This is a genomic window from Arthrobacter sp. AOP29-A2-19 (genome assembly GCF_058138025.1).
On sequence record NZ_CM176894.1, the window covers coordinates 2856448 to 2882102 of the forward strand.

At 68.8% G+C, this 25655-nt stretch carries 20 protein-coding genes and 1 pseudogene; 9 read left to right on the plus strand and 12 right to left on the minus strand.

Features of this window, described 5'->3' with window-relative positions:
- The first annotated feature begins 53 nt into the window (after nucleotides 1–53).
- The 3 genes from AC3ZJJ_RS13180 to betT all read left to right on the plus strand — a co-directional run bounded on the left by AC3ZJJ_RS13180 (nucleotide 54) and on the right by betT (nucleotide 4286).
- On the plus strand, nucleotides 54–482 hold the full coding sequence (locus AC3ZJJ_RS13180; RefSeq protein ID WP_489892268.1) for a MarR family winged helix-turn-helix transcriptional regulator: 429 nt from the start codon (nucleotides 54–56) through the stop codon (nucleotides 480–482).
- On the plus strand, nucleotides 475–1860 hold the full coding sequence (locus tag AC3ZJJ_RS13185; RefSeq protein ID WP_489892269.1) for an MFS transporter: 1386 nt from the start codon (nucleotides 475–477) through the stop codon (nucleotides 1858–1860). The genes AC3ZJJ_RS13180 and AC3ZJJ_RS13185 overlap by 8 nt, the downstream gene beginning before the upstream one ends.
- Before the next feature lie 173 nt (nucleotides 1861–2033).
- Complete coding sequence (gene betT, locus AC3ZJJ_RS13190; RefSeq protein WP_489892270.1) at nucleotides 2034–4286, plus strand: choline BCCT transporter BetT; 2253 nt, start codon at nucleotides 2034–2036, stop codon at nucleotides 4284–4286.
- Here betT and AC3ZJJ_RS13195 read toward each other — a convergent pair.
- The 3 genes from AC3ZJJ_RS13195 to AC3ZJJ_RS13205 are packed head-to-tail and all read right to left on the minus strand — an operon-like array spanning nucleotide 4283 to nucleotide 8861.
- Nucleotides 4283–4696 (minus strand): PIN domain-containing protein, encoded by a 414-nt coding sequence (locus AC3ZJJ_RS13195; protein ID WP_489892271.1) that lies wholly within the window; start codon nucleotides 4694–4696, stop codon nucleotides 4283–4285. The genes betT and AC3ZJJ_RS13195 overlap by 4 nt on opposite strands.
- The gene (locus AC3ZJJ_RS13200) at nucleotides 4693–7284 is read right to left on the minus strand and encodes a hypothetical protein (RefSeq protein WP_489892272.1); all 2592 of its coding nucleotides are present in this window, start codon (nucleotides 7282–7284) and stop codon (nucleotides 4693–4695) included. The genes AC3ZJJ_RS13195 and AC3ZJJ_RS13200 overlap by 4 nt, the downstream gene beginning before the upstream one ends.
- Nucleotides 7281–8861: a hypothetical protein gene (locus AC3ZJJ_RS13205; protein WP_489892273.1), complete on the minus strand. Its 1581-nt coding sequence runs from the start codon at nucleotides 8859–8861 to the stop codon at nucleotides 7281–7283. The genes AC3ZJJ_RS13200 and AC3ZJJ_RS13205 overlap by 4 nt, the downstream gene beginning before the upstream one ends.
- A gap of 142 nt (nucleotides 8862–9003) precedes the next feature.
- Here AC3ZJJ_RS13205 and poxB point away from each other — a divergent pair, with 142 nt between their 5' ends.
- The gene (poxB, locus tag AC3ZJJ_RS13210; protein ID WP_489892274.1) at nucleotides 9004–10725 is read left to right on the plus strand and encodes a ubiquinone-dependent pyruvate dehydrogenase; all 1722 of its coding nucleotides are present in this window, start codon (nucleotides 9004–9006) and stop codon (nucleotides 10723–10725) included.
- Here the strand turns inward: poxB and AC3ZJJ_RS13215 are convergent.
- Nucleotides 10722–11249 carry a MarR family winged helix-turn-helix transcriptional regulator gene (locus AC3ZJJ_RS13215; protein ID WP_489892275.1) on the minus strand — a complete coding sequence of 176 codons (528 nt, stop codon included), beginning with the start codon at nucleotides 11247–11249 and terminating at the stop codon, nucleotides 10722–10724. The two genes, poxB and AC3ZJJ_RS13215, sit on opposite strands and share 4 nt — an antisense overlap.
- Before the next feature lie 41 nt (nucleotides 11250–11290).
- On the opposite strand from AC3ZJJ_RS13215, the gene AC3ZJJ_RS13220 reads away from it, so the two are divergent.
- Complete coding sequence (locus tag AC3ZJJ_RS13220) at nucleotides 11291–12202, plus strand: DMT family transporter (RefSeq protein ID WP_489892276.1); 912 nt, start codon at nucleotides 11291–11293, stop codon at nucleotides 12200–12202.
- 27 nt (nucleotides 12203–12229) lie between these two features.
- Here AC3ZJJ_RS13220 and AC3ZJJ_RS13225 read toward each other — a convergent pair whose 3' ends face one another.
- From AC3ZJJ_RS13225 to AC3ZJJ_RS13240, 4 genes and pseudogenes are all read right to left on the minus strand, one after another.
- Nucleotides 12230–13111 carry a DNA-formamidopyrimidine glycosylase family protein gene (locus AC3ZJJ_RS13225; RefSeq protein WP_489892277.1) on the minus strand — a complete coding sequence of 294 codons (882 nt, stop codon included), beginning with the start codon at nucleotides 13109–13111 and terminating at the stop codon, nucleotides 12230–12232.
- Between the two features lie 40 nt (nucleotides 13112–13151).
- Entirely contained in the window at nucleotides 13152–14375 is a 1224-nt protein-coding gene (locus AC3ZJJ_RS13230) for an SGNH/GDSL hydrolase family protein (protein ID WP_489892278.1), read from the minus strand.
- A 143-nt stretch (nucleotides 14376–14518) separates the two neighbouring features.
- Nucleotides 14519–15802, minus strand: a complete 1284-nt coding sequence (locus AC3ZJJ_RS13235) for an SGNH/GDSL hydrolase family protein (protein WP_489892279.1) — start codon at nucleotides 15800–15802, stop codon at nucleotides 14519–14521.
- A 176-nt stretch (nucleotides 15803–15978) separates the two neighbouring features.
- A pseudogene (locus AC3ZJJ_RS13240) lies at nucleotides 15979–16314 on the minus strand (DeoR/GlpR family DNA-binding transcription regulator); the annotation flags it as partial.
- Between the two features lie 15 nt (nucleotides 16315–16329).
- Here AC3ZJJ_RS13240 and AC3ZJJ_RS13245 point away from each other — a divergent pair.
- Nucleotides 16330–16494, plus strand: a complete 165-nt coding sequence (locus tag AC3ZJJ_RS13245; protein ID WP_489895909.1) for a hypothetical protein — start codon at nucleotides 16330–16332, stop codon at nucleotides 16492–16494.
- Between the two features lie 38 nt (nucleotides 16495–16532).
- On the opposite strand, the gene AC3ZJJ_RS13250 is transcribed toward AC3ZJJ_RS13245, so the two are convergent.
- On the minus strand, nucleotides 16533–17336 hold the full coding sequence (locus AC3ZJJ_RS13250) for an IclR family transcriptional regulator (RefSeq protein WP_489892280.1): 804 nt from the start codon (nucleotides 17334–17336) through the stop codon (nucleotides 16533–16535).
- A 236-nt stretch (nucleotides 17337–17572) separates the two neighbouring features.
- On the opposite strand from AC3ZJJ_RS13250, the gene AC3ZJJ_RS13255 reads away from it, so the two are divergent.
- A complete protein-coding gene (locus tag AC3ZJJ_RS13255; protein ID WP_489892281.1) occupies nucleotides 17573–18445 on the plus strand; it encodes a formate/nitrite transporter family protein in 873 nt (290 codons plus the stop codon).
- Between the two features lie 42 nt (nucleotides 18446–18487).
- On the opposite strand, the gene AC3ZJJ_RS13260 is transcribed toward AC3ZJJ_RS13255, so the two are convergent.
- Nucleotides 18488–18808, minus strand: coding sequence for a GYD domain-containing protein (locus tag AC3ZJJ_RS13260; RefSeq protein ID WP_489892282.1), 321 nt, complete (start codon nucleotides 18806–18808; stop codon nucleotides 18488–18490).
- Between the two features lie 308 nt (nucleotides 18809–19116).
- Here AC3ZJJ_RS13260 and AC3ZJJ_RS13265 point away from each other — a divergent pair, with 308 nt between their 5' ends.
- Nucleotides 19117–20970, plus strand: coding sequence for a calcineurin-like phosphoesterase C-terminal domain-containing protein (locus tag AC3ZJJ_RS13265; RefSeq protein ID WP_489892283.1), 1854 nt, complete (start codon nucleotides 19117–19119; stop codon nucleotides 20968–20970).
- A gap of 426 nt (nucleotides 20971–21396) precedes the next feature.
- Nucleotides 21397–21993 (plus strand): recombinase family protein, encoded by a 597-nt coding sequence (locus AC3ZJJ_RS13270; RefSeq protein ID WP_489892284.1) that lies wholly within the window; start codon nucleotides 21397–21399, stop codon nucleotides 21991–21993.
- Between the two features lie 373 nt (nucleotides 21994–22366).
- Here AC3ZJJ_RS13270 and AC3ZJJ_RS13275 read toward each other — a convergent pair whose 3' ends face one another.
- On the minus strand, nucleotides 22367–23173 hold the full coding sequence (locus tag AC3ZJJ_RS13275) for a hypothetical protein (RefSeq protein ID WP_489892285.1): 807 nt from the start codon (nucleotides 23171–23173) through the stop codon (nucleotides 22367–22369).
- 1149 nt (nucleotides 23174–24322) lie between these two features.
- Nucleotides 24323–25558: an HlyD family secretion protein gene (locus AC3ZJJ_RS13280; RefSeq protein WP_489892286.1), complete on the minus strand. Its 1236-nt coding sequence runs from the start codon at nucleotides 25556–25558 to the stop codon at nucleotides 24323–24325.
- Between the last annotated feature and the right edge of the window lie 97 nt (nucleotides 25559–25655).

Genomic DNA, 25655 nt, shown 5'->3' on the forward strand with positions numbered 1-25655 from the left:
CCATCTGAAGAAATCCGCAAGCAACTTGTTCAAGTTACTTGTATACTTTGGGAATGACTTCAGCCCAACGGACCGCGCGTGACTTCGCGGAGGCCCTCATCCCACTGCAGCAGCGGCTCCGGGCGCGGCGCACCCTCTCCCCCGGCAAGCTCTCGGTGCTGGCGCACCTGGCCGCCCACAAGACCGCCGCCATCTCCGAACTGGCGGCCGTCGCGCAGGTCAGCCCGCAGGCCACTTCGCTCTCCGTCCGCGAGCTGGAGGACATGGGACACGTCGCCCGCGTCCCGGACGCGGCGGACCGGCGTCGGGTGGGGATCACGCTCACCGACGCCGGGCGCGAGCGCCTCGCGGCGGAGATGCGGGCCGGGTACGGCTGGCTGGCCGGGGCGATCGAGGAGCGCCTGTCCCCGGACGAGGTCTCGGCCCTGGAGTCCGTGTTGCCCGTGCTGCGCAAGCTGACCGCGGAGCCGCTGGATGACTGAGACCGCCACCCGGAACCGCCTGCTGCCCGCGCTGGTCTACGCCGCCCTCGCGACCGCCATCGTCAGCTCCCTCGGCATGCTGCTGGTGCCCGCGGTCGCGCGGGACATGGACGTTCCGGTCGCCACGGCCCAGTGGATGCTGACCGTCAACCTGCTGGTGGGCGCCATCGCCACGCCCGTGATGGGGCGGCTGGCCGACGGCCCGCACCGCAAGTGCCTGCTGCTGGTCGCGCTGTGGATCATCCTCGCCGGATCCATCGTGGCCGCCGTCGCCCCGAACTTCACCATCTTCCTGGTTGGGCGCGCGCTGCAGGGCCTCACCTACGGAATCGTCCCGGTCACCATCGCCCTGGCGCGCCGGCACCTGCCCTCCGACGTCGCACACTTCGGCATCGCGAGCCTGTCCGTCACCGTCTCCACCGGGATCGGGATCGGCTACCCGCTGACCGGCGTCATCGCCGGGCTCTTCGACTACCGCTTCGCGTTCTGGTTCGCCGTCCTTTTCGTCGCCACCACCCTCGTGGTCGTGGGACGCACGGTCCCGGACGGGCCGGGCGGCGCCGCCGAGCGCACCCCGTTCGACCTCGCCGGAGCGCTGCTCCTGGGCGGCGGACTGGCACTGCTCCTGCTGGGCATCGGCGAGGGCCCGCACTGGCCCGCGGGCTGGACCGCCGGTGTGTTCGCCGGCGCCGCGGCGCTGCTGGCCTGCTGGGTCCTGACCGAGCTGCGCCGCCGGCACCCGCTCGTGGACCTGCGCTCGCTGGGCAACACCGAGGTGCTCCTGGCCAACGCGACGGCGCTGGGCCTCGGCGTGGTGATGTACATGTTCCTGTCAGTCGTCAGCCTGATCGCGCAGGCGCCGGAGGCCACCGGATACGGCGCCGCGCTGCCCCTCTTCTGGGCGGGGTTTGTGATGCTGCCGTTCTCCGTGGGCAGCTTCGGCGCCAACCGGACCGCCCGCGTGCTCACGCGGCGGGTCGATTCCCGGGCGCTGCTGCCGATCGGCGCCGGCATGCTGACGGCGGCCTCGATGCTGCTATGGGCGGTCCACACGGAGCTCTGGGGCGTGGTCCTCGGGATGCTGCTGTTCGGCGTCGGGATCGGCTTCACCTACGCGGCCATGCCCACGCTCATCGCCCGCAGCGTGCCCGGCCGCGACGTCGGCAGTGCGATCGGCTTCAACCAGGTGCTCCGCACGATCGGAGGCTCGTTCGGGACCGCCGTGGTCGGCGCGCTCCTGGCCGTGCGCGTCGCCCCGGACGGTCACGCCACGGAGGCCGGGATCGGCCTGACGCTCGGCCTCGCCGCGGTCGGATGCGCCGTTGTGCTGGCCGCGCTGCTCGCGCATTGGGCGGGTTCCAGGCGCCGGGCCGCTTAGCCTCCGGACGGGCCGCCCGGCCCCGTTTTGACCCCGCGTACTAGAATCACCCCTAAAGGCCGCACGACAGGGTGCTTCCGTGCACGGCCTCCCCCTCCTTTTTGGACCGAGGCTGCAGACGTCCGCCAGAGCCGACGCCTGTCTGTCCCGTCGCCAATCCAAAGGAGGATTCGATGGCTGAAGCAGAAGATTCACAGCGCCCGGGTAATGGGCGGCAGGGGCCGCCGATCCCGCGGACCCAACTGGGCGGCACGGACCGCCCCACCTATCGGCAGGACTTCGAGAACCGGCCTCCCGTCTCCAGCCGGGAACTCAGCCAGGCGCCGGCCGAGCTCATCGAGGCGCCCGGGCCCAAGGTCAACTGGCGCGTGTTCGTCATCTCCTCGGCCGTCATCGTCGCGTTCTCCGTCTGGGCCATGATGATGCCCGCCGGCGCCGCCTCCACCATGAAGACCGTCGTCGCCTGGATCGCCGAGAACCTCGGCTGGTTCTACGTCCTGACCGTCACCGTGGTCATCGTTTTTGTGCTGTGGGTGGCGCTGTCCAAGGAGGGTTCCGTCCGGCTGGGCCCCGACCACTCGCGCCCCCAGTACAAGCTCTTCACCTGGGTGGCCATGCTGTTCGCAGCAGGCGTCGGCATCGACATGCTCTTCTACTCCGTCACCGGACCGATCACACAGTACATGTCCCCGCCCGCCGGCGAGGGGCAGACGCCGGAGGCCGCCCAGGACGCCGTCGTCTGGACCATGTTCCACTACGGCGTGGCCGGCTGGGCCATGTACGCGCTGCTCGGCATGGCGATGGGCTACTTCGCCTACCGCTGGGGCATGCCGCTGTCCATCCGGGCGGCGCTCTACCCGCTGCTCGGCAAGCGCGTCCGCGGCGGCATCGGCGACGCGATCGACATCGTCACGCTCGTCGGCACGGTCTTCGGGGTCGCGACCTCTATGGGCATCGGCGTCGTCCTGCTCAACGTGGGCTTCTCGCTGCTGTTCGGGCTGCAGCAGGGCCTGGCCCTGCAGATCGCGCTGGTGATCGTCGCCGTCGTGATGACCATCGCGGCGTGCACGTCCGGCGTCGACAAGGGCATCCGCCTGGTCTCCGAGCTGAACATCTGGAGCGCCGCGGCCATGCTGCTGTACATCCTGGTGACGGGTCAGACCTCCTTCCTGCTCAACGCGATGGTGGAGAACATCGGCCGGTTCGTCTTCTCACTGCCGGACCGGACTCTGCAGACGTTCGCCTACCAGGAGGGCGGCTCGGAATGGATGGCCGGCTGGACGTTGTTCTTCTGGGCGTTCTGGCTGGCCTGGGGGCCGTTCGTGGGCCTGTTTCTCGCGCGCATCTCGCGCGGCCGCACGCTGCGCGAGTTCGTGATCGCCGCCATCACCGCACCCGTTCTCTGCGACTTCCTGATCGTGACCATCTTCGGCAACAGCGCCATGTTCGAGGTCCTGAACGGGAACACGGAGTTCGCTCAACTGGCCATGGACAGCCCGGAGCAGGGCTGGTACGCGCTGCTGCAAATGTTCCCCGGCGCCTCTTTCCTGATCGGCCTGGCGACGCTCTCCGGCCTGCTGTTCTACCTGACCAGCGCCAACTCCGGCGCCATGGTGATGTCCAACTTCTCCTCCTCCATCCCGGACCCGTCCCAGGACGGCGCCAAGTGGATGCGCATCTTCTGGGCCGTGCTGACGGCGGTGCTGACCATCGCCATGCTCGTCGCCGGCGGCGTCACCACCATGGAGTACGCCACGCTCATCTTCGCCCTGCCGGTGACGATCATCGCCTGGCTGGTCATGGCGTCCTTCTCCAAGGTGCTGCGCATGGAGCGCGCCGAGCGCGAGGGGCAGGTGCTGCGCCGGCAGGCGACGGCGGTCCACGGCGGCCTGGTGCCGGACCGCACCTGGCGCCAGCGGCTGGCGGGCATGCGCTCCTACCCCTCCAAGAAGCAGGTGGCGCTGTTTATGGAGCGCACCGTGCGGCCCGCGCTGGCCGACGTGCTCAAGGAGTTCACGAAGCAGGGCTACGAGGCGACGCTGGACATCCTGCCGAACGAGGACATCGGCATCTCCAGCCACGCGCTGATGGTCTCCATCCCGGACCACCGCGATTTCCTCTACCAGGTTCAGGCCGTCGAGGCCCCGGTCCCGATGTTCGGCGGGCGCATGTCCCGCGAGACGGACGTCTACTACCGGGTGGAGGTGTTCGCCCAGACCGGGTCCGAGGGCTACGACCTGATGGGCGTCACCCACCAGCAGATCATCGACGACGTCCTGGACCGCTACGAGGCGCACCTCGGATTCCTGACCTACACGTCCCAGCACGACTACGCGTCCGTGCTGACGCCGCCGGTCGCGCCGCCCACGGGCAACATCCCCCGGGTCGAATCCGCGGGCGACGACGGCGGGGCCGCGAAGCCCTAGCGCCCGGCCGCCCCCTCGCCCAGGAGGTCCCCGAACGCGGCGATCGGCACGATGCCCTCCGCCCCGGCGCGGAGGGCATCGTCCGTTGTCACCAAGGCGTCGGCCTGGAGCTGGGCGACGGCGAGATATTCGGCGTCGCCGAGGTCCGGCCACCCCAGCCGCGACGCGATCTTCCACGCCGTGGCGCGGGAGACCCGATCGCCAAGCAGGCGGATCCTGAGCCCGGCGAGCCGCTCGAGTTCCGCCAGCCCAGCCTTCTCCTCGAGCCGGCCGTCCCGGACATCCCGGTAGATGCTCCGGAGGACGTCCGTCCGGAGCGCGGCGGGGCCCACGAGGGTGTGCGGGCCGAGCGCGGGTTGTTCACGGATCATGCGCAGGGCGGTGGGCGCGTCGATGGCAAACCGGGTCATGCGCCGATCCTGCCACTGTCGGCGAGCTCCTGGACAGGGGCGCCGCGGTCTGGGGTCCCCCCGGCCCCGCCGCCACCGGCACCGCGCGTCGCGTCGAGCAGCGCCTTCGTCCGGCGCTGCACGTCGGCGTCCCGCTCGCCCAGCACGGCGACCAGCCGTTGCAGGTGCGCCACCCGCTCCGCGTAGCCGGCAGACAGACGGGAGGCCAGCGGCAGCGCGGCCAGGTCGTCGGCCTCGCGCCACGCCATGACCAGCCCACGCTCGAACAGCCGCTGATCCGCCTCCGCGCCCGGCCCCGCGGCCCCGGCGCCCAGCACGGCCACCGCATCGAGGCGGGAGTCGTCCAGCCCCATCGCCAACGCCTCCAACCGGCGCCGCGCCGTTCGCAACCCGGCGCCCCCGCGGCCGAAACGGCCCAGTCCGGCGGAGATGGTCCCGCCGTACTGGGCGACCTTGGCGGCGGTCAGCATGGCCAGAGTGAAGGTGGTCGACAACAGCCAGAACAGGAGACCGAATCCCACGTCGCCGTTCCGGAAACCGTTGGACTGCAGCCCACGGGCCAGATCCTCGATCTCCATGGCGACGTGCACGCCCCGCTGTTCCGTCACGTAGAAGGAGCCGTACGACCACAACGACGAGCCCAACCGATTGGCGTCCCCCACCGACACAGCTCCGGTCATGGTCGCCGGCACCGTGATGCTGCCGTCGTCGAACACCATGACCGGCATGATCGCCTGCTCGGGCTTTAATTCGCCCGTGCCCGGATCGACCAGGGCGGGGAACTCGGCCTTCACCCGCGACAGGGCCTCCAGCGTCCCCGAGGGATCCAACCGCTGCAGCCCCGGCTCGTCCTCGTCCTGGAGCACCGTCAGGTACTCCTCGGCGTCGCGGACGGCAACGGTGAGGTCCACCGGCTCGGTGAAGCTGTCCTCGAGATAGCGGCGGATGTCCGGCTCTGTCAGGCCCTCCAGTTGTCCGTCGATTGTGAGGGTCCGCAGCCTCTCTTTCCCGACCAGCTCCCACACCGGGCGTTCCAGCAGCGCCGAGGAGACTACTCCGGCGGCGATCATGGACGCGACAGCGGCCGCCACCCCTCCGATCAGCCACAGGGTTCCCCTGCCCCTTGCCGGCTCGTCCACGCCTGCCCTCCGCCCGACGCCGGAAAGCCACTTCGCCAGCCGCGGCCACACGCTCCGGCCAGGCGCGCCGGGGGCGGGAGCTCCGTCGTACGCCTCGACGTCTCCCAGCAGGGCCCGCGCCACCGCGTTCGCCCGGTCCAGCGCCTCGAGGGATTCGCCGGACCGCTCCGCCGGCAGCCCCAGCGATTCGCGCAACGGGCCGAGGTCCTCAACGTCGCGCCACCGCGGGCGCACTTTCCCGTGCGGGTAGCGGCGGAGGGCGCGCTCCACGTCCCGCGCCGTCCGGGCCAGCCGACGCTCCGCGGCCGTCCAAGCCATGACGGCCGGTGCCCGGCCCGTTTCCCCCGCCGCGGCCTCCGCCTCGCCCTGAGCGGCGACGGACAACTGCGCCTTCAGATCCGCGCGCAGCCGCTCCAGCAGGCTCGTGTGGACCGTGCCACCCGGCGCGTCCCGCAGGCGCACCAGCAACTCCCGGCCGGCGTCGTTCAATGGCGCGGCCAGCCGATCGAACGTCCTGCCGCTGCCGGCCCACCGCCCGTGCACCGTGCCCGCGCCCAGCAGGGCGTCCGCAAGCCGGGTCAGCCGCCGTGCCCCTGCCTCGAACCGGGAGACCAGCTCACCGGTCTCCGCCGTGCGCGCAGACGCGGCGGATGACACCGCGGCGACCGCCCTGTCCTCACCTCGCGCCAGCTCTAGAGACGATTCCCGAAGCTCCTCCCACGCCGCGGTGAAGCCATCCGGCCGCGCGCGCTCCGGCGTGGACACGTAGGTGACTTCCAGCGCCTCCAGGTCCAACACCACGCGGGCCAGTTTCCGTTGCGCGGCCGTGAGCCGGCGGTAGCGCGATTCCCAGTGTGCGCGCCGGCGCAGGGACAGCGTCAGGACGGCTCCGGTGAGCAGCACGCCGAGCCCGGTTCCGGCCAACCAGAACATCGGGGTGCGGACGGGTCCCTCATACAGGACATCCGCGGCGGTCCGGGCGGACGCCGCCACCGCCAGCGGGCCATGTCCCAGGCCCAGGTTCCGCAGGTACGCCTCGTGGATGTCGAAGCGGTCCTCCAGCATCTCGTCGCGGTCCGCCGCGCCATCGCGCACCGCGGCCCCGGAAAAGCGGGCCGGCAAGGTCGAGCCCCGCAGGTCCTCGAGGGCTGTGCTAAGGACGACGTCGGCGCCAGGGTCCGCTTCTCCGTACAGTTCGTCGTAGGTCAGGTGCCGCGCGGTGACGCGGAAGGTAATCGGCTCCCAGGAGCGAATGGGTGCGCCGAGGGCGGCGTCCACGCTCGCCTGGGTGATGTTGTGCGGCAGCCCTTCCTCCACCGCGATGGTGACCTGAGACGTGGGCTCCGTGGCGACCGTGGCCAGGCCGGTTCCGGCGAACGCGGCCGTGGCGACCACGAGCGCGGCGGCGATCCAGGGGAACCCAAAGCGGGGGCGGCCGCGGGCCCTCACGGACGGGCTCCGGACACGGCCGCAGTGTCGTTGACGTTGCGGTCGGATTCGGCGGCGGCATCCGCCGCCTGACCGGCCGCGAGAGCAATCTGCCCGAGCACGTCCCCGTCCGCGGGGCGGTGCCGACCATCGCCGGTCACCAGGAGCCGCGCCTCCTCCAGCGCGCGCGACGGCAGCGCGATCCGCGACTGCCGCGCCTGGTCCGCAAGGGCACCCAGCACCCTGTCCAGGTCGTTGCGCAGCGTATGGATCCGGTCCAAGAGGGCGTAGGAGCCGGTGGTTCTCGCCGATTCCGGATTGAGTCGGGTCAGGCGGGCCGCCTCAATCTTGCAGGCGTCCAGTTCGTTGGTCTGCCGGATGGCCATCGCCATCAGGTCCCGCGCCGCCGGGAGGTCGCGGGCACCCGGCGTGTCGAGCGCCTGGGCGGCGGCCTCGAGGCGGGCGCGGTGCCCGGCGATCTGACGGTTCCAAGCCCGGCGGGACGCGGCGTCGCCGCGTAGCAGCAGTCGGATGCCCTCGAGCGCGTCGAGTCGTGCCTGGAGGCGTTCGCTGATGGCCGTGAGCTCGCCGATATCCCGTTCGCCGAGGGCTTCGCCGGCGGCACCTCCCCCGGCGAGGGCGCGTGCGCGGTCCGCGTCCACTTCGGCCAGTTCGGCCGAGCCCTCGCGCAGGCCACGTAATGCGGCCGCGACCGGTCCCTGGCCGGCGATGGCCGGCGGCTCGCGATCCAAGGCGCGCAGGCGCTTCGCGAGGCTCCGGCTGCGGGAGGCGAGCGTGGCGGCTTCCTTGGTGCGGACGGTCGTCTTGACCGCAACCCAGCGGCGTCGCGCGACGACGGCGCCGTAACCGGCCAGCCCGGCGAGCAGCAAGCCCCCTGCACCGGCGGCCCACGGGGCCGGATCGAACCGTGGCTCCATGCCGTTCCCGGCGGCGACGGCAAGGTCGGAAAGCGCGGCCGTGTAGTCGCCGGCGGCGAAGCCCGCCGCGCCGGTCGCTTCGAGGGCCTCAAGCCCTCCCTCGGCGGTAATGTGCATGTTCCGGCCGACGTCGATGGACACGTCGCTGATGCCACCGGTGTCCCCCGGCAGGATGACGCCGACGACGATCCAATCGTCGCCGACGTAGCCGTCGGTGCGGCCGTTCTCGAGCCAATCGTCCGCAAGCGCGTCGGTCTCGCCGAAGAGCAAAAGGCCGCGGACGAGTTGGGCTGCGCTGGAGCTGCTGGAGGGCGTGCGGTCCACGCCCAGATAGACGCGGACACCGTCGTCGATGTCCGCCTCCTCGACCGCAGCCAGAATGGCGTCGGCGTCGATGAGCGGCTCCACGGCGGTGGTTGCCGCCAGAAACAGCCGTTCGGATTCCGCGGTGCGGCCCGGGAGGGTGACGATGTCGCCGTCGTCGGCCTCCGGTGCCGATGTGTTCTCCGGGTAGGCCGGGGCGGGAGAGCCGGATTCCGATGAGGCGGCGGGGCTCAAAGCGCCGGATACCGCCGCGCCCGCGGTGAGCGATATTCCCGCCAGGGCCAGCGCCAAGGCGCAGGCGGCACGGGCGACGGCGGGTCGGTGCGGTGGGGGCATGGGTTTCCGGTCCGGTGTGTGCATTCGGGGTCGGCTCCACTGTAACTGCATTCGATGCACAAATGGGCGGTCTCCGCCCCGGGGGTGTGGACCGGCTCCGGCAGTCTGGCTCGCGGGACGGGATAGTGCCTAGGCTGGGACCATGGTCACCGTCGCCGAAAACCTCGTCCGGACCCTCTCCCTCAATGGCGTGAAGCGCATCTACGGCCTGCCCGGGGACTCGCTCAACGCGCTTACCGAGTCCCTCCGCACGCACGGGGACATGGAGTGGATCCACGTGCGGCACGAGGAGACGGCGGCATTCGCCGCGGGCGCCGAGGCCCAGATGACCGGGGAGCTGGCAGTCTGCGCCGGCAGCTGCGGCCCGGGCAACCTGCACCTGATCAACGGGCTCTTCGACGCGCAGCGCAGCCGCGTGCCCGTGCTGGCCATCGCGGCGCACATCCCCACCGTGGAGATCGGCACCAACTACTTCCAAGAGACCCATCCGCAGGAGCTGTTCCGGGAGTGCTCGGTCTACGTGGAGTACGTGGCGGACCCGAAACAGATGCCGCGCATGCTGGAGATCGCGATGCGCACCGCCATCGAAAAGCGCGGCGTGGCCGTCCTCGTCATCCCGGGGGACGTGGCGTCCGCCGAGGCCCACAGCGACCGGCGCACCCTGACCCGGAAGTCCCGCTCCGCCGTCGTGCCGCTTGCGGACCAGCTGAGGGAGGCCGCCGACGCGCTCAACACGGCAAAGTCCGTGACCATCCTCGGCGGGGCCGGGACCGCCGGCGCACACGCCGAGGTCATGCAGCTCGCGGAGCGGCTAAAGTCGCCGATCGTGCACGCCATGCGCGGCAAGGAACACCTGGAGCACCACAACCCGTACGACGTCGGGATGACCGGCCTGCTCGGCTTCGCGAGCGGCTACAAGGCGATGTCCGACGCCGACGCGATCCTGATGCTCGGCACCGACTTTCCGTACCCGCAGTTCTACCCGGAGGGCACCACGCTGATCCAGGTGGACATCCGCGGCGAGCAGATCGGGCGGCGGCACCCCGTCGACGTCGCGCTGGTGGGAGGGGTCGGCGAGACCGCTGCCGCCCTGCTGCCGCTGCTGGAGCAAAAGAAGGACAGGCACCTCAAGGACGCGCAGAAGCACTACGCGAAGACGCGTGAAAAGCTGGACGACCTGGCGACGCCGGCCCGCCCCGGCGCGCCCGTGCACCCGCAGTACCTGGCCCGGCGGATCAGCGAGCTCGCCGCGGACGACGCGGTGTTCCTGCCCGACGTCGGCTCCCCCGTGGTCTACGCGTCCCGGTACCTGACGATGAACGGGAGGCGGCGGCTCCTCGGGTCGTTCTCCCACGGCTCCATGGCCAACGCACTGCCGCAGGCGATCGGCGTCCTGGCGCAGGACCGCGCCCGGCAGGCCGTGACGCTGTCCGGCGACGGAGGGCTGGCCATGCTGCTGGGCGACCTCATCACGCTGAAGCAGATGGACCTGCCGGCGAAGATCGTGGTGTTCAACAACTCGTCGCTGAACTTCGTGGAGCTGGAGATGAAGGCCGCGGGGCAGGTGCCGTTCGCCACGTCGCTGGAGAACCCGAGCTTCGCGGCCGTCGCCGAGGCCATGGGCATCAAGGGGATCCGTGTGGAGGACTCGGCGGGAGTCGACGCCGCCCTGGCCGAGGCGTTCGCCCACGACGGCCCCGCACTGGTGGACGTGGTCACCGACGCGCAGGAGCTGACCATCCCGCCGGCCATCAAGCTGGAGCAGGCCAAGGGGTTCGCGCTCTACACACTCCGGACCGTCCTCTCCGGACGGGGCGACGAACTGCTGGACCTGGCCAAGACGAACCTGCGCCAACTCTTCTAGCCGGCGGCGCGGCGCCGGTCCGCCGGCCCCCGCTCGAAGTCGCCGAGCCATTTGGCCAGCAGCGCCTCCAACTGCGCGGCCTCGCGCGGCGTGAGCGTGGCGAGCAGCCGGCGCTCGTTGTCCATGTGGTGCGCGAACGCCGAGTCGATGATCTCCAGCCCGCGGGCGGTCAGCGCGACGACGCGGCCCCGTCCGTCGACGTCGGAGGCGCGGCGGGCGACCAGCCCGGCGGACTCTAGCCGGTCGATCCGCTTGGTCATGGCCCCGGTGGTCACCATGGTGTTCCGGGCGAGGTCCTTGGGCGCGCGCTCGAACGGGGACCCGGCGCGGCGCAGCGTCGCCAGGACGTCGAAGTCGCCCTCCCCCAGGCCGTACTCGGCGTAGACGGACACCAGCTCCTCGCGCAGGAAGCCGCCCAGACGGTGCAGGCGCCCGATCACCCCCATCGGGGAAACGTCGAGTTCAGGGCGCTCGCGGCCCCAATCGGCCTGGATTTCGGACACCCGGTCCTTGAAGTCACTCACAGTGCTTCAGTTTAGCTTCCCCGGAAGCTAAACTGACTTCCATGGAAGCTAAATGGCGTTGGGCGCTCGTCGCCGCCGTCGGCCCGGTGGCCTGGGGCAGCACCTACCTGGTCACGCCCCTGTACCTCCCGGCCGATTCCCCGCTGTGGGGCGCCGCCCTGCGCGCCCTCCCCGCCGGGCTGCTGCTGCTCGCGCTGCGGCGCCGACTGCCGCGCGGCGCGTGGTGGTGGAAGGCCGCCGTGCTCGGCACACTGAACATGGGCGCGTTCTTCGCGCTGGTCTACGTCGCCGCGCAGCTGCTGCCGACCAGCATCGCGTCGACGCTGATGGCCACGTCGCCGGTGGCGATGATGCTCATCGCGTGGGCGGTCATCCACGAGCGCCCCAGGCCGCTGGCCCTGGCCGGCGCACTACTCGGCATCGGCGGCGTGGCGCTGATGGTGCTCACCGGCGCCGCCGCGCTGAGCGCCGCGGGGATCCTCGCCTCGGTCTCGGCGATGGCGATGTCGTCGCTGGGCTACGTGCTGGCGAAGAAGTGGGGAGGCGGCGGGGACGTCATGGCGCAGACCTCCTGGCAGCTGGTCTTCGGAGGCCTGATGCTGCTGCCGGTCGCCGCCGTGATGGAGGGCGCGCCGCCGGCGCTCGACGCCAGCGGCATTGCCGCCATGGTCTACCTGTCCGCCGTCGCGTCCGCGCTGGCGTTCGCGTGCTGGTTCGCCGCCCTGAGCCGGCTCGGCGCCGGGACGGTCGGCCTGATCGGCCTGCTCAACCCGGTCACCGGGGTGTTGCTCGGCACGGCCGTGGCCGGCGAGGCGCTCAGCGGCCGCCAGCTGGCCGGCATGGCCCTGGTCCTCGGCGGCATCCTGCTCGGCCAGCCCACGGTCGGGTCGCTGGTCCGCGCGCGGGCGCGGCCCCGGCCTCGTTCGCGGGCCGTCCCCGTTCGCGCCGGGTGACCCTGCCGCGGCCCCGGCGCGCGCGGCCTACTTGAGGAACTTCGACGTCCGCCGGTCCGCCAGCAGCTTCCCGCCGGTCTGGCACGTGGGGCAGTACTGGAGCGAGGAGTCCGCGAAGGACACCTCCCGGACCGTGTCCCCGCAGTCCGGGCACGCCTCTCCGGCGCGGCCGTGCACGCGCATCGCCTTGCGTTTGGAGTCCTTGAGCTGTGCGGCCGGGCGGCCGGACGCGGCGGCGACGGCGGCCTCAAGCACCGCGTGCATCGCGTCGTGGAGCCGCGCCACGTCGTCGGGCCCGAGCTTCGATGCGACGGCGAAGGGAGACAGCCGCGCGGCATGGAGGATCTCGTCGCTGTAGGCGTTGCCGATCCCGGCGATCGCCGACTGGTCGCGCAGCAGGCCCTTGATCTGGCTGTTGTGCGTCGCCAGCATCCTGGCGAAGGACCCGCGGTCGACGTCGAGCGCCTCCGGCCCCAGCCGCGCGATCCCCGGCACCTCGAGCGGATCCTCGACGACGTAGGCCGCCAGCGCCTTGGTGGTGCCGGCCTCCGTCAGGTCGAACCCGGGCCGCGCCCCGCCGCCGTCCCCGAACCGCACACGAAGCGCGACGGGACCCTTGCCGGGCCGCAACGGTTCGGGCCTCAAGGCGTCGGACCAGCGGAGCCAGCCGGCCCGGGCGAGGTGCATGACCAGGTGCGCGCCGCCGGCCGTCAGGACAATGAACTTGCCCCGACGCCCGACGCCGGTCACCGGTCCGGCGCCCAGCGCGTCCAGCGGAACCCCCGCCGTCTTCAGCACCGAGAAGGACACCACCTCCACCTGCGCGACCGTCGCGGGCGGCGCGTCGGCAGGGACGAGCTTCAGCCGCAGGAAGTCGGCCAGTCCCTGCACCTCGGGCATCTCGGGCATGGCCCCCACGATAGGGGATGGCGGGTTGAAGCTGAAGGAGCTAGCTCCTCCCGAGGGCGGTCAGGTTGTAGAGCCCTACGCCGCCGAGGTGGGCGTGGATCCGTCGGGAGGCGCCCGCCCCCTCCTCGTACTTCCAGAACAACGTCATGGCCGTGGTGCCCGGTGAGACCGTCCACTCCCAGCTGTGGTCCAGGTAGGCGGTGTTCTCCAGGCTCTGGCCGAAGTACTCGGTGGTGGTGTGGACGTACTGCGTCCCCTTCCACTCCCGGACGATGAGCCTGAGCCCCGAACCCGAGTAGTTGCTGCCCGAGTCGATGATCTTGGACTTGAGGACGATCTTCATCTTGTCGCCGGGCTTGAACTTGCCCGCGGCGGAGAGCTTGTTGGTGCCCAGCATGCTGAGGCCGTCGCTGGCGCTGCCCTTGAGGTTCAGCGCGTAGCCGCCGGGGGCGGCGGAGTCGGCCTCGGCGTTGGCGCGGCCGTACCTGACCCACCCCGCCGTGGAGGTGGAGCGGAAGACGCCGTTCGGCAGGAGGTTCCTGGTGTCCGTCCGGCTCGGTGTGAGCGCCTGCTTGCTGGAGGCGGAGACCGCCTTGAGATGCGGGGTCAGCACCCGGACGAACTCCTTGGCGATCGCCATCTGGCCGAAGCCGTTGACGTGGACGCCGTCCTTGACGTTGTAGTAGCCGGTCTTGAATTCCCGGGTGACCGGGTCGGCGACCGCCTTCCACACGTCGACGTAGACCAGGCCCTTCTCCTGGGCGTAGCTCCTGAGCCACGCGTTCCACAGGTCCTCTACGACCGCCGGAAGGCTGGCCCTGTTGGGTCCGCTGCGGGGCGGGAGGGTCATGATGACCGGCTCGATGCCCGAGGTGATGAGCTGCTCGATGATCTTCTTGTAGTTGGCCTGCCACGTCGCCATCGGGATGCCGTGGGCGATGTCGTTGGTTCCGACCATCACGGACGCCATCGTGGGCCGGGCGCCCGTGGCAAGGAACTCGGTGAGCTTCAGGTACTGCTGGTCCGATCGGTGCCCGGAGACAGCGGTGCTGAACTGCTTGAACAGCTTGCCCTTCGTCATCGCGGGGGCGAACACCGTGTAGGAGCGCCCCTGGACCTGGTTGGTGGTGAGCACGCTGTTCGAGTCCCCGATGACCAGCCATTTGCCGCCGTCGATCACCTTGCCGACGGTGGTGGCCGTGGCGATCGCCGGACTCCCCACCCCCTGCGCGGTCGCCGGCGGCGCGGCGACGAGCCCGGCCATCAAAAGAGCGCAGACGATTGCTACCGCAGGATAAATACGCATTGTTCCCCCAAGAGAATCCAAACCCGCCCCTACGAGTTGGACGTGATCCTAATGGAAAAGGGCGACAGGGAGAAGCAGTAGTTTGCCCAGCGGTCGCCGGGCTAGCCCTTGCCGAGCGCGGTCAGGTTGTAGAGGCCGACGCCGCCGAGGTGCGCGTGGATCTTCCGGTTGGAGACCGGTCCTTCCTCGTACTTCCAGTAGAGCGTGATGGCGGTGGTTCCGGGCGAAACCTGCCACTCCCAGCTGTGGTCGAGGTAGGCGGTGTTCTCCAGGTTCTGGCCGAAGTACTCGGTTGGGGCGTTGACGTACTTGGCGCCCTTCCACTCCCGGACGATGAGCCTGAGTCCCGTACCGGAATTGTTGCCGCCCGAGTCGATGATCTTGGACTTGAGCACGATCTTCATCTTGTTCCCGGCCTTGAACCTGCCGGCGGCCGGGAGCTTCTTGGTGGCCAGCATGCTGAGGCCGTCACTGGCATTCCCCTTGAGGTTCAGCGCGTAGCCGCCGGGGGCCGCGGAATCGGCCTCGGCGTTCGTGCGGCCGTACCTGACCCACCCCGCGGTGGAAGTGGAGCGGAAGACGCCGTTGGGCAGGAGGTTCCTGGTGTCGGTCCGGCTCGGGGCCAGCGCCTGCTTGCTGCCGGCGGGGACGGCCTTGAGGCGCGGGGCCAGCACCCGGACGAACTCCTGCGCGACCATCATCTGGCCGTAGCCGTTGACGTGCACGCCGTCCTTGGCCGTGTAGTACCCGGTCTTGAACTCGCGGGTCTTGGGGTCGGCGACCGTCTTCCACACGTCGACGTAGGCCAAGCCCCTCTCGTTGGCGTAGCCGCGCAGCCACGCGTTCCACTGGTCCTCGACCACGGCGGGGGCGGTCGCCCTGATCGGCCCGCTCCGCGGCGGCAGCGTCATGATGACCGGCTCGATTCCGAACTGGATGAGCTTGTTGACGATCCGCTTGTAGTTCGCCTGCCACGTCGCCATGGGGATGCCCTGCGAGATGTCGTTGGTTCCGACCATGACCGAGGCCATGGTGGGACGGGCACCGGCGGTGAGCAGCCTGGTGAGCTTCACATACTGCTGGTCGGCGCGGTTTCCGGAGGTCGCGGTGCTGAACTGCTTGAACAGCTTGCCCTTGGTCATGGCTGGCGCGAATACCGTGTAGGAGCGCCCCTGGACCTGGTCGATGTTGAGCGTGCTGTTGGAGTCGCCGATCACCAGCCACTTGCTGCCGTCGATCGGTTTGCCGGCACTCGTTGCCGCGCCGACCGTCGCCGTTGCGGCGACGGCGGTTGCCGCGCCTACCGTCGCCGGCCCCACGCCCTGCGCCGCGGCCGGTGATGCGGCGCCGATTCCAACCACCAGCAGGGCACAGGCAAGGGCCACCCCTCGAAAAAACCGCACTACTCCCCCAACAGGAAACTCGCATCCGTTAAACCATTCGTAATTCTAATGGATGGAAGGAGAGGACGGCGTCGTTATGCCTCCGATGCGGGGGTCACGCTATCCAACGCCACTTCCGCGAGGGCCACGGCGAGCGCCGCCTCCTTGTGCATGCGGGCCTACGCGGCCTTGTTCGGAGCGGCCACCGCGGCCACCAGGACCTCCACGCCTGCCGCGCGGAAGGGCTCCAGGTGCTCCTCCGTGGCGGAGCCGTCGGTGATCAGCGTCCACGCCTCGGGCAGCTTCGCCCACGCGTGGAACGGAGCCCGCCCCAGCTTGGAGGCGTCGGCCAGGACCACCACCCGCTCGGAGCGGGCGCACATCATTTCCTTGAGCCGCGTCTGCTGCAGGTCCGCCTCGCAGATCGCGTCGGGGGCCACGCCGTCCGCGCCGAGGAACACCGCGTCGAACGTCATCCGCTCCAGCGCGGCCTCGGCCAGCGGCCCCACGAACCCCTGGCTGGGGTCCCGATGCTGGCGGACCCGGCCCGGGCCAGCGTCCCGCCGAAGGTCCCGCCGCTGGGCAAGCTGGTGGACCCGGCGGACATCGCCGAGATGGTCGGCCTGCTCCTTGGCCCGCACGGCGGCTCCATCACCGGCCAGACGATCACCATCTGCGGCGGCGCGTCGCTGTAGCGAGTGGGGTCCCGGCGCCGCAGGCGTCCTTCCGGGCTTTAGGCGGGGCGGGACTTCGCCTCGCCGGGGAACCGGCCGCCGATCAGCCGCGTCATCTGCTCGGCCGTCTCCAGCAAGGTCTCGACCCACCCCTCGCACACCTCGCGCGGCATGCGCAAGGTCGGGCCGCTGATCGTCACGGCAGCGACGACGCCCGCGGCCGAGTCGAAGATCGGGGCCGACAGCCCCGAGGAGCCGCTCTCCAGCTCTCCCGTGGTGATCGCGAAGCCGTCGGCGCGGGTCCGCGCGACCGTCTGCTCCAGGTCCGCCGACGTGGTGATCGTGGCGCCCGTGATGGACTCCAGCGGATTCTCCAGAACGTCCCGCAGCAGCTCGTCGTCGTACGCCAGCAGGACGTGCCCGGCGGATCCGGCGTGCAGCGGCAGGATCTTGCCCAGGTGCATCTCGCGGCGGAGCGTGTGGCGCGTCTCGGCGATGCCGACGCACACCCGGAAGCGCTGCTCGGCGCGGAACAGGCAGGCCGTCTCTCCGGTGGCGTCGCGCAGGCCGGAGAGCAGCGGGCTGATGACGTCCAGAATCTCCCGGCCGCGGACCGCCGGCGCCGCCCAGTAGGCCAGCTTCAGGCCGATCCGGTAGGCGTCGCCCTCGCGGTCCAGGAATCCCTGGCTGACGAGGTTCGCAACCAGGCGCTGGACGGTCGACGTCGGCATGCCGGTCGCCTGCCGCAGGTCCGCCAGCGTCATCACCGGCTGGCGCAGCGAGAACGCGTCGAGGATCGCGCTGATCTTTCCCAGCACAAGGAGGGCGTTCTGCGGTTTGGATGCTGATTCGGCCGGAGGCATGGTCAAGACGCTAGTCGGTGGCCGGTTGGCGTTCAAACACGCAGGTGGCGGCGGGGATGCCGGGTGACGGAACGACGCCGTGCGGCCCCCACTCTCACGGCGGGCGCCGGAAAGTGTGCGCCAAAAGTAACGTGGCGGGGCCCTCCGGTCATGTGGCCGAAATACCGGCCGCATAGGGTTTTTGAGTGGTCCAGCGCGGACCGCAGCCAAAGCCCGATCCCCCGGAGCGTATCCCCATGTCCTACGTGAAACCCAGCGATCTGATCACCACGATGATCGACGCCGGCGAGTCCAAGATCTTTATGTCCACCCGCGACACCCTGGTGCGCGCGGCGATGGCCGGCGCGCTGCTCTCCCTGGCTGCGGCGTTCGCCGTCACCGTGAGCGTGACCACCGGCATCCCGCTGGCGGGCGCGCTGCTCTTTCCGGTGGGCTTCATCCTGCTGTACCTGCTCGGCTACGACCTGCTGACCGGCGTGTTCGTCCTGACTCCGCTGGCGCTGCTGGACAAGCGGCCCGGCGTCACCGTCCGCGGCGTGCTCCGCAACTGGGGGCTGGTGTTCGTCGGGAACTTCGCCGGCGCGTTCACGGTGGCCGTGCTCATGGCGATCGTCGTGACGTACGGCTTCGCCATCCCGCCGAACGAGGTCGGCGTCGCCATCGGCCACATCGGCGAGGGCCGCACGCTCGGCTACGCGGAGCACGGCGCCTCGGGCATGCTGACACTGTTCGTCCGCGGGATGCTGTGCAACTGGATGGTCTCGATCGGCGTGGCCGGCGCCATGATGGCCAAGGACGTCCCCGGCAAGGTGATCGTGATGTGGATGCCGATCATGCTGTTCTTCTTCATGGGCTTCGAGCACTCGATCGTGAACATGTTCCTGTTCCCGTCCGGCCTGCTGCTCGGCGGCGATTTCACCATCATGGACTACCTGGTCTGGAACGAGATCCCAACGGTGCTCGGCAACCTCGTCGGCGGCCTGCTGTTCACGGCGCTGCCGCTCTACGTCACCCACGCGCGGACCAAGGCGCCGACCAACGCCGTCGCGGAGCTCGGCCTTCCGGCGGCGGAGGGCGTGGAGCGGGCCAACGCCGGTGTGCGGCGCTAAGGCGGCACATCACAGACACACACGACGGGCGCCCGACCACCCCTACTGGCCGGGCGCGCGGTACGACGGCGTTTTGCTCGCGGCCGCGTCTAGGTCCTCCGGCGTCATGAGGGGTGTGAGGCGCACGTGCACGGCGCCGCTGGAATTGATCATCAGGGACAGTGCCGCGGCGCTAGCTTGGTCCGGAATGTCGAAGACTCCGAGGACATCCGTCTCGCCGAACGCGTAGTAGATGGATTCCAGCGATCCGCCAACGGATTCCAGGGCCTTTTCGACCGCGTCCCGCCGCTTGGATCCGCCCTCCTGCATCAGCCCCTTGATGCCCGCGCCCACATAGTTTCCTTGGAACAAATACTTGGTCATGGCCGATTCCTGTTCTGCTTCAGACCAGAACATCCACGTGCCCAGTGCATCCGACACGTAGAGCGTCCTGGAGTTCTCTCGACGGGGTGGTGGGGCGAGTGTAGGCCGCCCCTGTAGGGCTCGCAACGGAAGACGCCCCCCTGCTTCCGGACGCAACGCCCCGGCGACGCGACGCCGCCGTTGGGCGAATCTTAACGGCCGGGCCAAGCCTCCATGGCCTGACCGTGGCACGCCATTCACTTGCGGTTGGCACGGTTGACACGGCCGGCGAATCGTCCGGCAGGTAGTCACCACACCGGAGGTACGTCTTGCATTCGCCGACCCAACCGCCCAGGAAATGCGCCGCCCGTCCCCTCAGGCTGGCGGCGGGGGCACTCGCCGTCGTCTTCGCTGGCGCCCTCGCCGTCCCAACCGCCAGCGCGGCACCTGCCTCGCCTTCCGTCCCCTCGGCACCCGCCCCGGCCGCTGCCGAGGCCGACTGGGACTCCACCGCCTACCGCGGCTCCGTCAACGTCGTCGGAGGCACCGGCGAGGACGCGGCGACGATCGACGGCGTCGTTTTCGACGACAGGAACAAGAACTCCGTCCAGGACCGCACTGAGAAGGGCGTCCGGGGCGTCACCGTCTCCAACGGGCGCGACGTCGCCACCACGGACGGCAAGGGCCGGTACGAGCTCCCGGCGTTCAACAACATGACCGTGTTCGTCACCCAGCCGCGCGGCTACCAGGTGCCGGTCGACGGCGACAACGTCGCCCAGTTCTTCTACAACCACCTGCCGGAGGGCTCGCCGGACCTGAAGTACGGCGGCATCGCCCCGACCGGTGCGCTGCCGGAGGCGGTCAACTTCCCGCTCGCCAAGAGCAAGGCCACCCAGTCGCCGGAGCAGCACTGCGCCATCGGTGCCGATGTCCAGACCTACAACGAGAAGGAGGTCGAGTACGCCCGCGCGGGCGTGTTCACCGACTTGGCGGAACGCTCCGACTACGAGGGCTGCGGCGCGCTGTTCATCGGCGACGTGGTCGGCGACGACCTCTCGATCTTCAATCAGACCCGCGAGCTGACGGGCATGCTCAACGGCCCGGCGCGCTTCCTGCCGGGCAACCACGACCTGGACTTCGACGCGCTCGACGGCGAGCACGAGTTCGACACGTTCCGCGACCAGTTCGGCCCGGAGTACTACTCGTACGACGCCGGCAAGGCGCACGTCGTCGCGCTGAGCACCATCGAGTACCCGACGCGGATTCCGGCGGCCAAGAGCGCCTACACCTACGGACTCGGCGAGCGACAGCTGGAGTGGTTGCGCCAGGACATCGCTCGGGTGCCCAAGGACCGGACGATCGTGTTGGCCGGGCACAGCCCGCTCCTCGAGTTCTTCTACAGCAACTCGCACACCACCAAGCAGATCAAGGAGATCTACGAAATCCTCGAAGGACGCAAGGTCACGGCGCTCGGCGGCCACACCCACATGTCGGAGAACCTGCGCGAGGGTGATCTCATGGACGGCTGGCGCGACGAGGTCGGCGAGGCGGGTCTGCCATTCACGCACCTGACCGTCCCTGCCGTGTCCGGCCACTGGTACAGCGGCCGCGAGCTGCCGGGGGGCTACCGCACCTCGGTCCAGCGCGACGGGACGCCTCCCGGCGTGCTCACCCTGGACATCAAGAACACGAAGGTGACCGAGCGCTTCACGCCGCAGGGCGGCGACGCCTCGCGCCAGATGGCCGTCGGACTCAACACGCCGGCCTACCGCGCCTGGTATGCCGAGAACTCCGGCAAGCCGCGCGGAACCGCGCCCGCGCTCGAGGACCCGCTGACCGTGTCCCGCGGGGACGCCTCCGGGACTTGGCTGACCACCAACTTCTGGATGGGATCCACCGGGTCCACGGTGGAGGTCTCCATCGACGGCGGCCCGCCCACCGCGGCCGTGCGCACCCAGCAGCTGCGCGGCGAGACCCCGCTCGTCGGCGCCGAATGGTCCGACCCCGTGGCCATCCAGGAACAGTTCGTCCACGGCGGCGGGCTGGCCGACCGCTCCATGCACCTCTGGCGGCTGGGCCTGTCCGCGGACCTCGCCGTCGGAGAGCACAGCGCCGAGGTCACCGCGACCGACGTGCACGGCCGCGAGTTCACCGAGACGCTGACCTTCGAGGTCACCGAGTAGCGCACCGGGCCTTTATCGGGGGCGGGGTACGACGGCGGCGCCGGGCCGCCGTCGTACCCCGCCGTTCCTGTGGAGCGGTTCCCGCCCAGAAGTACGCCCGGTACCGGGCTTGGTCCTGCTCCCACGTCTGGTCGCGGGAATCAACAGGCTGGATCTGCATGTCCCGATTGTGGACTAAGACGCCTGCGGGGGACGTAGCTTGTTCGTCCCTCGGTCGGCGCAGCCCCTCCCGCCACATGCCAACCGCCTGCTGGACGCAACATGACCAGTCTCAATAAACAACAGTTTTCTGAGACACGTCCCCGGGGCGGATTCCGCCGATGATCCTCGGCGGAATTCCAGGACGCGCTCCGTCTCGGAAAGTCGTCTCACCGTAAATCGTCTCATCCATGCTCGGCGCGAGGCTTTTCGAGGCAGAATGGCGGGATGAGGCAATTGGGATACACGCGCGTGAGCACGTCGAGCCAGGACGCGCAGCTGCAGCTCGACGCGCTGCTCAAGGTGGGGGTGCAGAAACGCGACGTGTTCGTCGACGTCACGTCCGGGAGCAAGACCGCGATCGACCGGCCCGGGATGAAGAAACTCCTGGACTACGCCCAGGCGGGCGACACCGTCGTTGTCTGGCGGGTGGACCGGCTGGGACGGTCCCTGATCGACGTATTGAACACCGTGAACCTGCTGCGCGAGCGCGGAGTGCAGGTCCGGTCCATTTCGGACGGGATCGACCCGGCAACCTCGACCGGGCGGCTGATGCTAAACATGCTCGCCACCCTGGCCGAGTACGAGCGCGAGTTGATTGTCGAGCGCGTCAACGCCGGGATCGCCGCCGCCCGACTAGGCGGGACCCGCTTTGGCCGGCCCCTCTCGGATCCGGCCGTGATCGCGGAGAAGCTCGCGATTGTTGCGGACGCTCGCGCGAAGGGACGCACCGCGGAGGACGCGGCACGCCTCGTCGGCTGGAGCCGCGCGACGCTCTACCGCCACCAGCAAGCCCTCGCCGACCACAGAGGCACGCCCGCCTAGTTGCTGTGCACCCAGAATGTTCAGGGCACATCGGGCGACACGCAATCAAACATAAGGAGCCAGTGCGAAGCGAAACCAGTTCCGCGCACAAGTCGAAGCTCTTTCCCATGCGCATGCGTAGTGAGTTTGGCGTTGACGCCTCTCCCCGTCCCAACTTCCTCTTGGCCAGCCACGGGCACACGGATCCCAGGCGAGTTCCCCGCGTCGTCATGGCTCAGATCGGTTCCTCCGTTTCGATGCGGCAGTGACCACCCGCCCGACCAGCGACCAGGGGCGCGCTTAGGGCAATCCTTTCCTAAGGTGTGCTTACTCCGAAGATCTGCATATGCCACAGGTCTCGCGTGATGGAGGGTCAAAATGCCTTCCTAGGTTGTTATTGATCCGGTTCCTCCGGCTCGTCCGGTTCAGGCTCCCCAAATCTCCAGTCAAACTCGTACGTCTCGTCGAACTCGTCGAATTCGTCTTCCGGTTGTCCGTCTGAGTTCCTTGACCGCCACCCGTCCGATAGAACGCCTGCATCCCACCTCGCGCCGACCGGTTTCGTAGCGCTCACCATACCGATTCTGGATGCGCCGAGCGCCACCTCTCCCGTCCAGTCCGGAGCCAATCTAATAAACCGGGCAAGTCCCTCGAATCGCCGAGCACTATGGGTTTCCTTAAAAACACCCTCCATCGTCCGGAACCTCTGAGGATCAATAAGTGCATGCTCTGTTCCCCACATCGGCTTCAAGTTCCAGGGACGATTCACCACTTTCCAGTACCTCTCGTCCCCAATCCTGTTCCTCATCCATGCGGCTGGACCCTTGGTGGGGTTCTTCGAAAGCGCGTGGGAGAGCTCGATCCATTCGATATTCCCTTGCTTGGGGAACAAGGGATTCCACCTGCGCCGCAGGTAAACCGGCGGAAGGTCAAATACGCGCTGGTTTGCTTGCCGGACCGGTGTCCCCCATTTCATGTTCGCCGGGCCCACCCCGAATCGGTATTCACGCAGGCCTACCCGTCCGACACCCACGCCCAGAGAAACAAGCCCCTCCGCCAAGCCGCCGTAGAACGCTCCCTCCTCCAGACCTTCCACGTTTCCTTGCAGCACTGTGCCGGCGACTCCACCCGCCAGGCCACCGGGTGAGCTGATCCCTAAGACGACGTTGGTGACCCTGCTGGCGGCTTCGTCCTGTTCCACGGTCGCGCCACCTAAATAGGAGTCTCCGACTTGGGTAGCGCTGGTCAGAAACGCGGCGACGCCACCGGCTCCGGACATCGCGAGAGTGAGTCCAATCCCCCAGCCGACCGGAGTTGAAATAATCACGACGGCGCTGCCGACCGCAATTAGACCGCCAATGAGTAGGCCGGTGCCTCCCCGATTCCAGAACGAGCGTTCCGGTGCGGGCATAGACCCCAGATAGCGGACAGGACGGGCCGGATCTACGCCGTGGGACGAATTGTCTGGATACTGCGGCCCCTGCGTAGGATCACTTTTTCTGCGCAGGCCTGAGTGTCCGATGGACTCCGGGAGGTCCAGAAGGTGGGCGGGGAAATCGAATAGCTCGGGGCGCGGGGGCTCGATCAGTTCCGGGGGGAACACGGGGGGCACCGCCGGGTTGGACGGATCCCACCTGCGGGAGGCTCCCCTCTGGCGCAGGAGGGACGGGGGGTCCGTCGGCCGCGGCGCTCCTCGTCGTTTGGTGCCCCGGATAGTGACCTCATCGAGGAGCCCCTGTGGAGGTGGCGGCGGTCCGATCCTGGTCCGTGGCTGCCCATCGTCGTACTCCACATATTGGCCAAGAAGAGCGCGGCCCTGTTTCGAGTACCCGCGGTCCGGACCACCACTGGCGCCGTCGCGGTCCAGCCGCTCCAAACGCCTTCCGGAAGGGGCATCGTAATCGGGATCGTCGAGCTGCCCCGCGGCCGAACCATGTGTCCTGCCGCGTCGGGGTCCATAAAAGGAATCGTCCTGAGCATCTACGGGCACGCTCCTACCTCGGGTCCATTCCTCCCTGGGGACATAGGAACGCCGAGCGGAACCGCCGTCTTCAGGTTCGTCGGGACCTCGTGTCAGATCATCGTTGTCCTTCTCGATCCCGGCAGTGACATACCAACCGATATATTCCCCGGAACCGGGAATCCCTAGAACGTTGGGAATCGATTGTCTCCACTCAGAAAACCCCCACCCCCACATTGCCTGAGCAGCGGCCGAGAAACCGCCCTCAACCCACGCCCAGACCGTCTCCCACACGGCTTCTGGAATCTCGGACGCTTCGAATGGTTCGTCTGACATGGTCTCCGGCCTCTTCTTGGCGTCCCGTGGTCTTAGAGGAAGGTGACAGCTGCGTCAGGGCGTCTGAATTTCGATGGACGTGCTGTCAAAGTCGAAGCTGTAGTTCAACGGCAAAAGACGTGCTCCATCTGCACCCTCGTTGTTGCAACGGATGAGCACGTTCCACTGCTCGTCGACAGCTTCGTGTCCTCTTACCGCGCATACAGTGCCCTGGATACTGATGGGCGGTGCGCCCGGTTCGTCGAATAGCGTCGTCGTGACCTGGGCGGTCTGTCCGAGGCGGAGGAGGCTCCGACATTTGATGGTTCCGACAAGGTAGACGGTCCTGTCGTTTTCGATCCGAAGGACCGGCTGTCCTGCCGTGACCGCATCGCCCACATTCCGGAACACCGCCGTCACGATGCCATTGAAGGGCGGAACAAGGAAGGTATCGATGTACGCGAGCTGGATCTTCCTGATTTCCGCGGCGCTCATGGCCCGCTCGACAAGAAGATTCTCATACGTGTGCATGGAGTTGAGACGGTATGCGGCCAGTTTTTCCTGCCGGAGGCCGATCTCGGAGCGCAGGTACCTGGCCGTGTTGTCCGCGGCTGGGAATTGGAGCTCCTGGCTATAGTGCCTGGTCGTGGTGGAAGAGTCGGTGGTGAAGTTCTGCGGCCCCTTGGTGTCGCTGTGGTGGGTACTCGTGCTTTCGGGCGGCTCGACCCCGTGATACCCGGTTTCGGAGTATTTTCTGGAGGTCTGTTCGTGCCGATCACGCAGCACGGCGTCCAGTTTTCCCACAAGGGCGGAGATTGAATTCGGGTCCCGGGGGAACTGGCCCAATAGTTCGATCTTCTTGTCGAACGCCTCGTCGGTCTGGTCGGCCAAGTACTGGAGCCTGTACCAACCGATGGTCTGCGTCAGGTCGGTTGCGATGTCTTCGGCCCGAAGGCGGGAAAGCGCAACCGCTTCCAACTCCCGGCGAATCCCGTCCGGCCCGTCCACCCTGGGAACCGCGTCCTCGAAAATGCCCCCGACTGGGCCGACCTGGCCTTTGATCTTTCCGGGTTTGCCATCGCCGACAGTGACTTTCTTTTCCTTCTTCGGCGGACGGTTGAGGACGTCCCATCGGGACGGTAGATCGGCATTCGGCGCCAGTTTGTCGTAGAACTGTGCACGGTCGTAGGCCTGGACGGCCCGCCCGATAAGGTCTTCAGGCTGGTGTTCGATGATTCCATTCATGGGATAGCAGAGGTCCACCGATTGGATCGGCCGGACACTCAAACTGATTGCCTTCGCCGTGGCCATTTGTTCGCGGTCCTTTCTATGCCCGTCATGACGCAGCGGGGAACTGGGGCAACAGGATGGTGCACGCCACCGTCGAGTCCGAGGCGCAGGTTGCGTA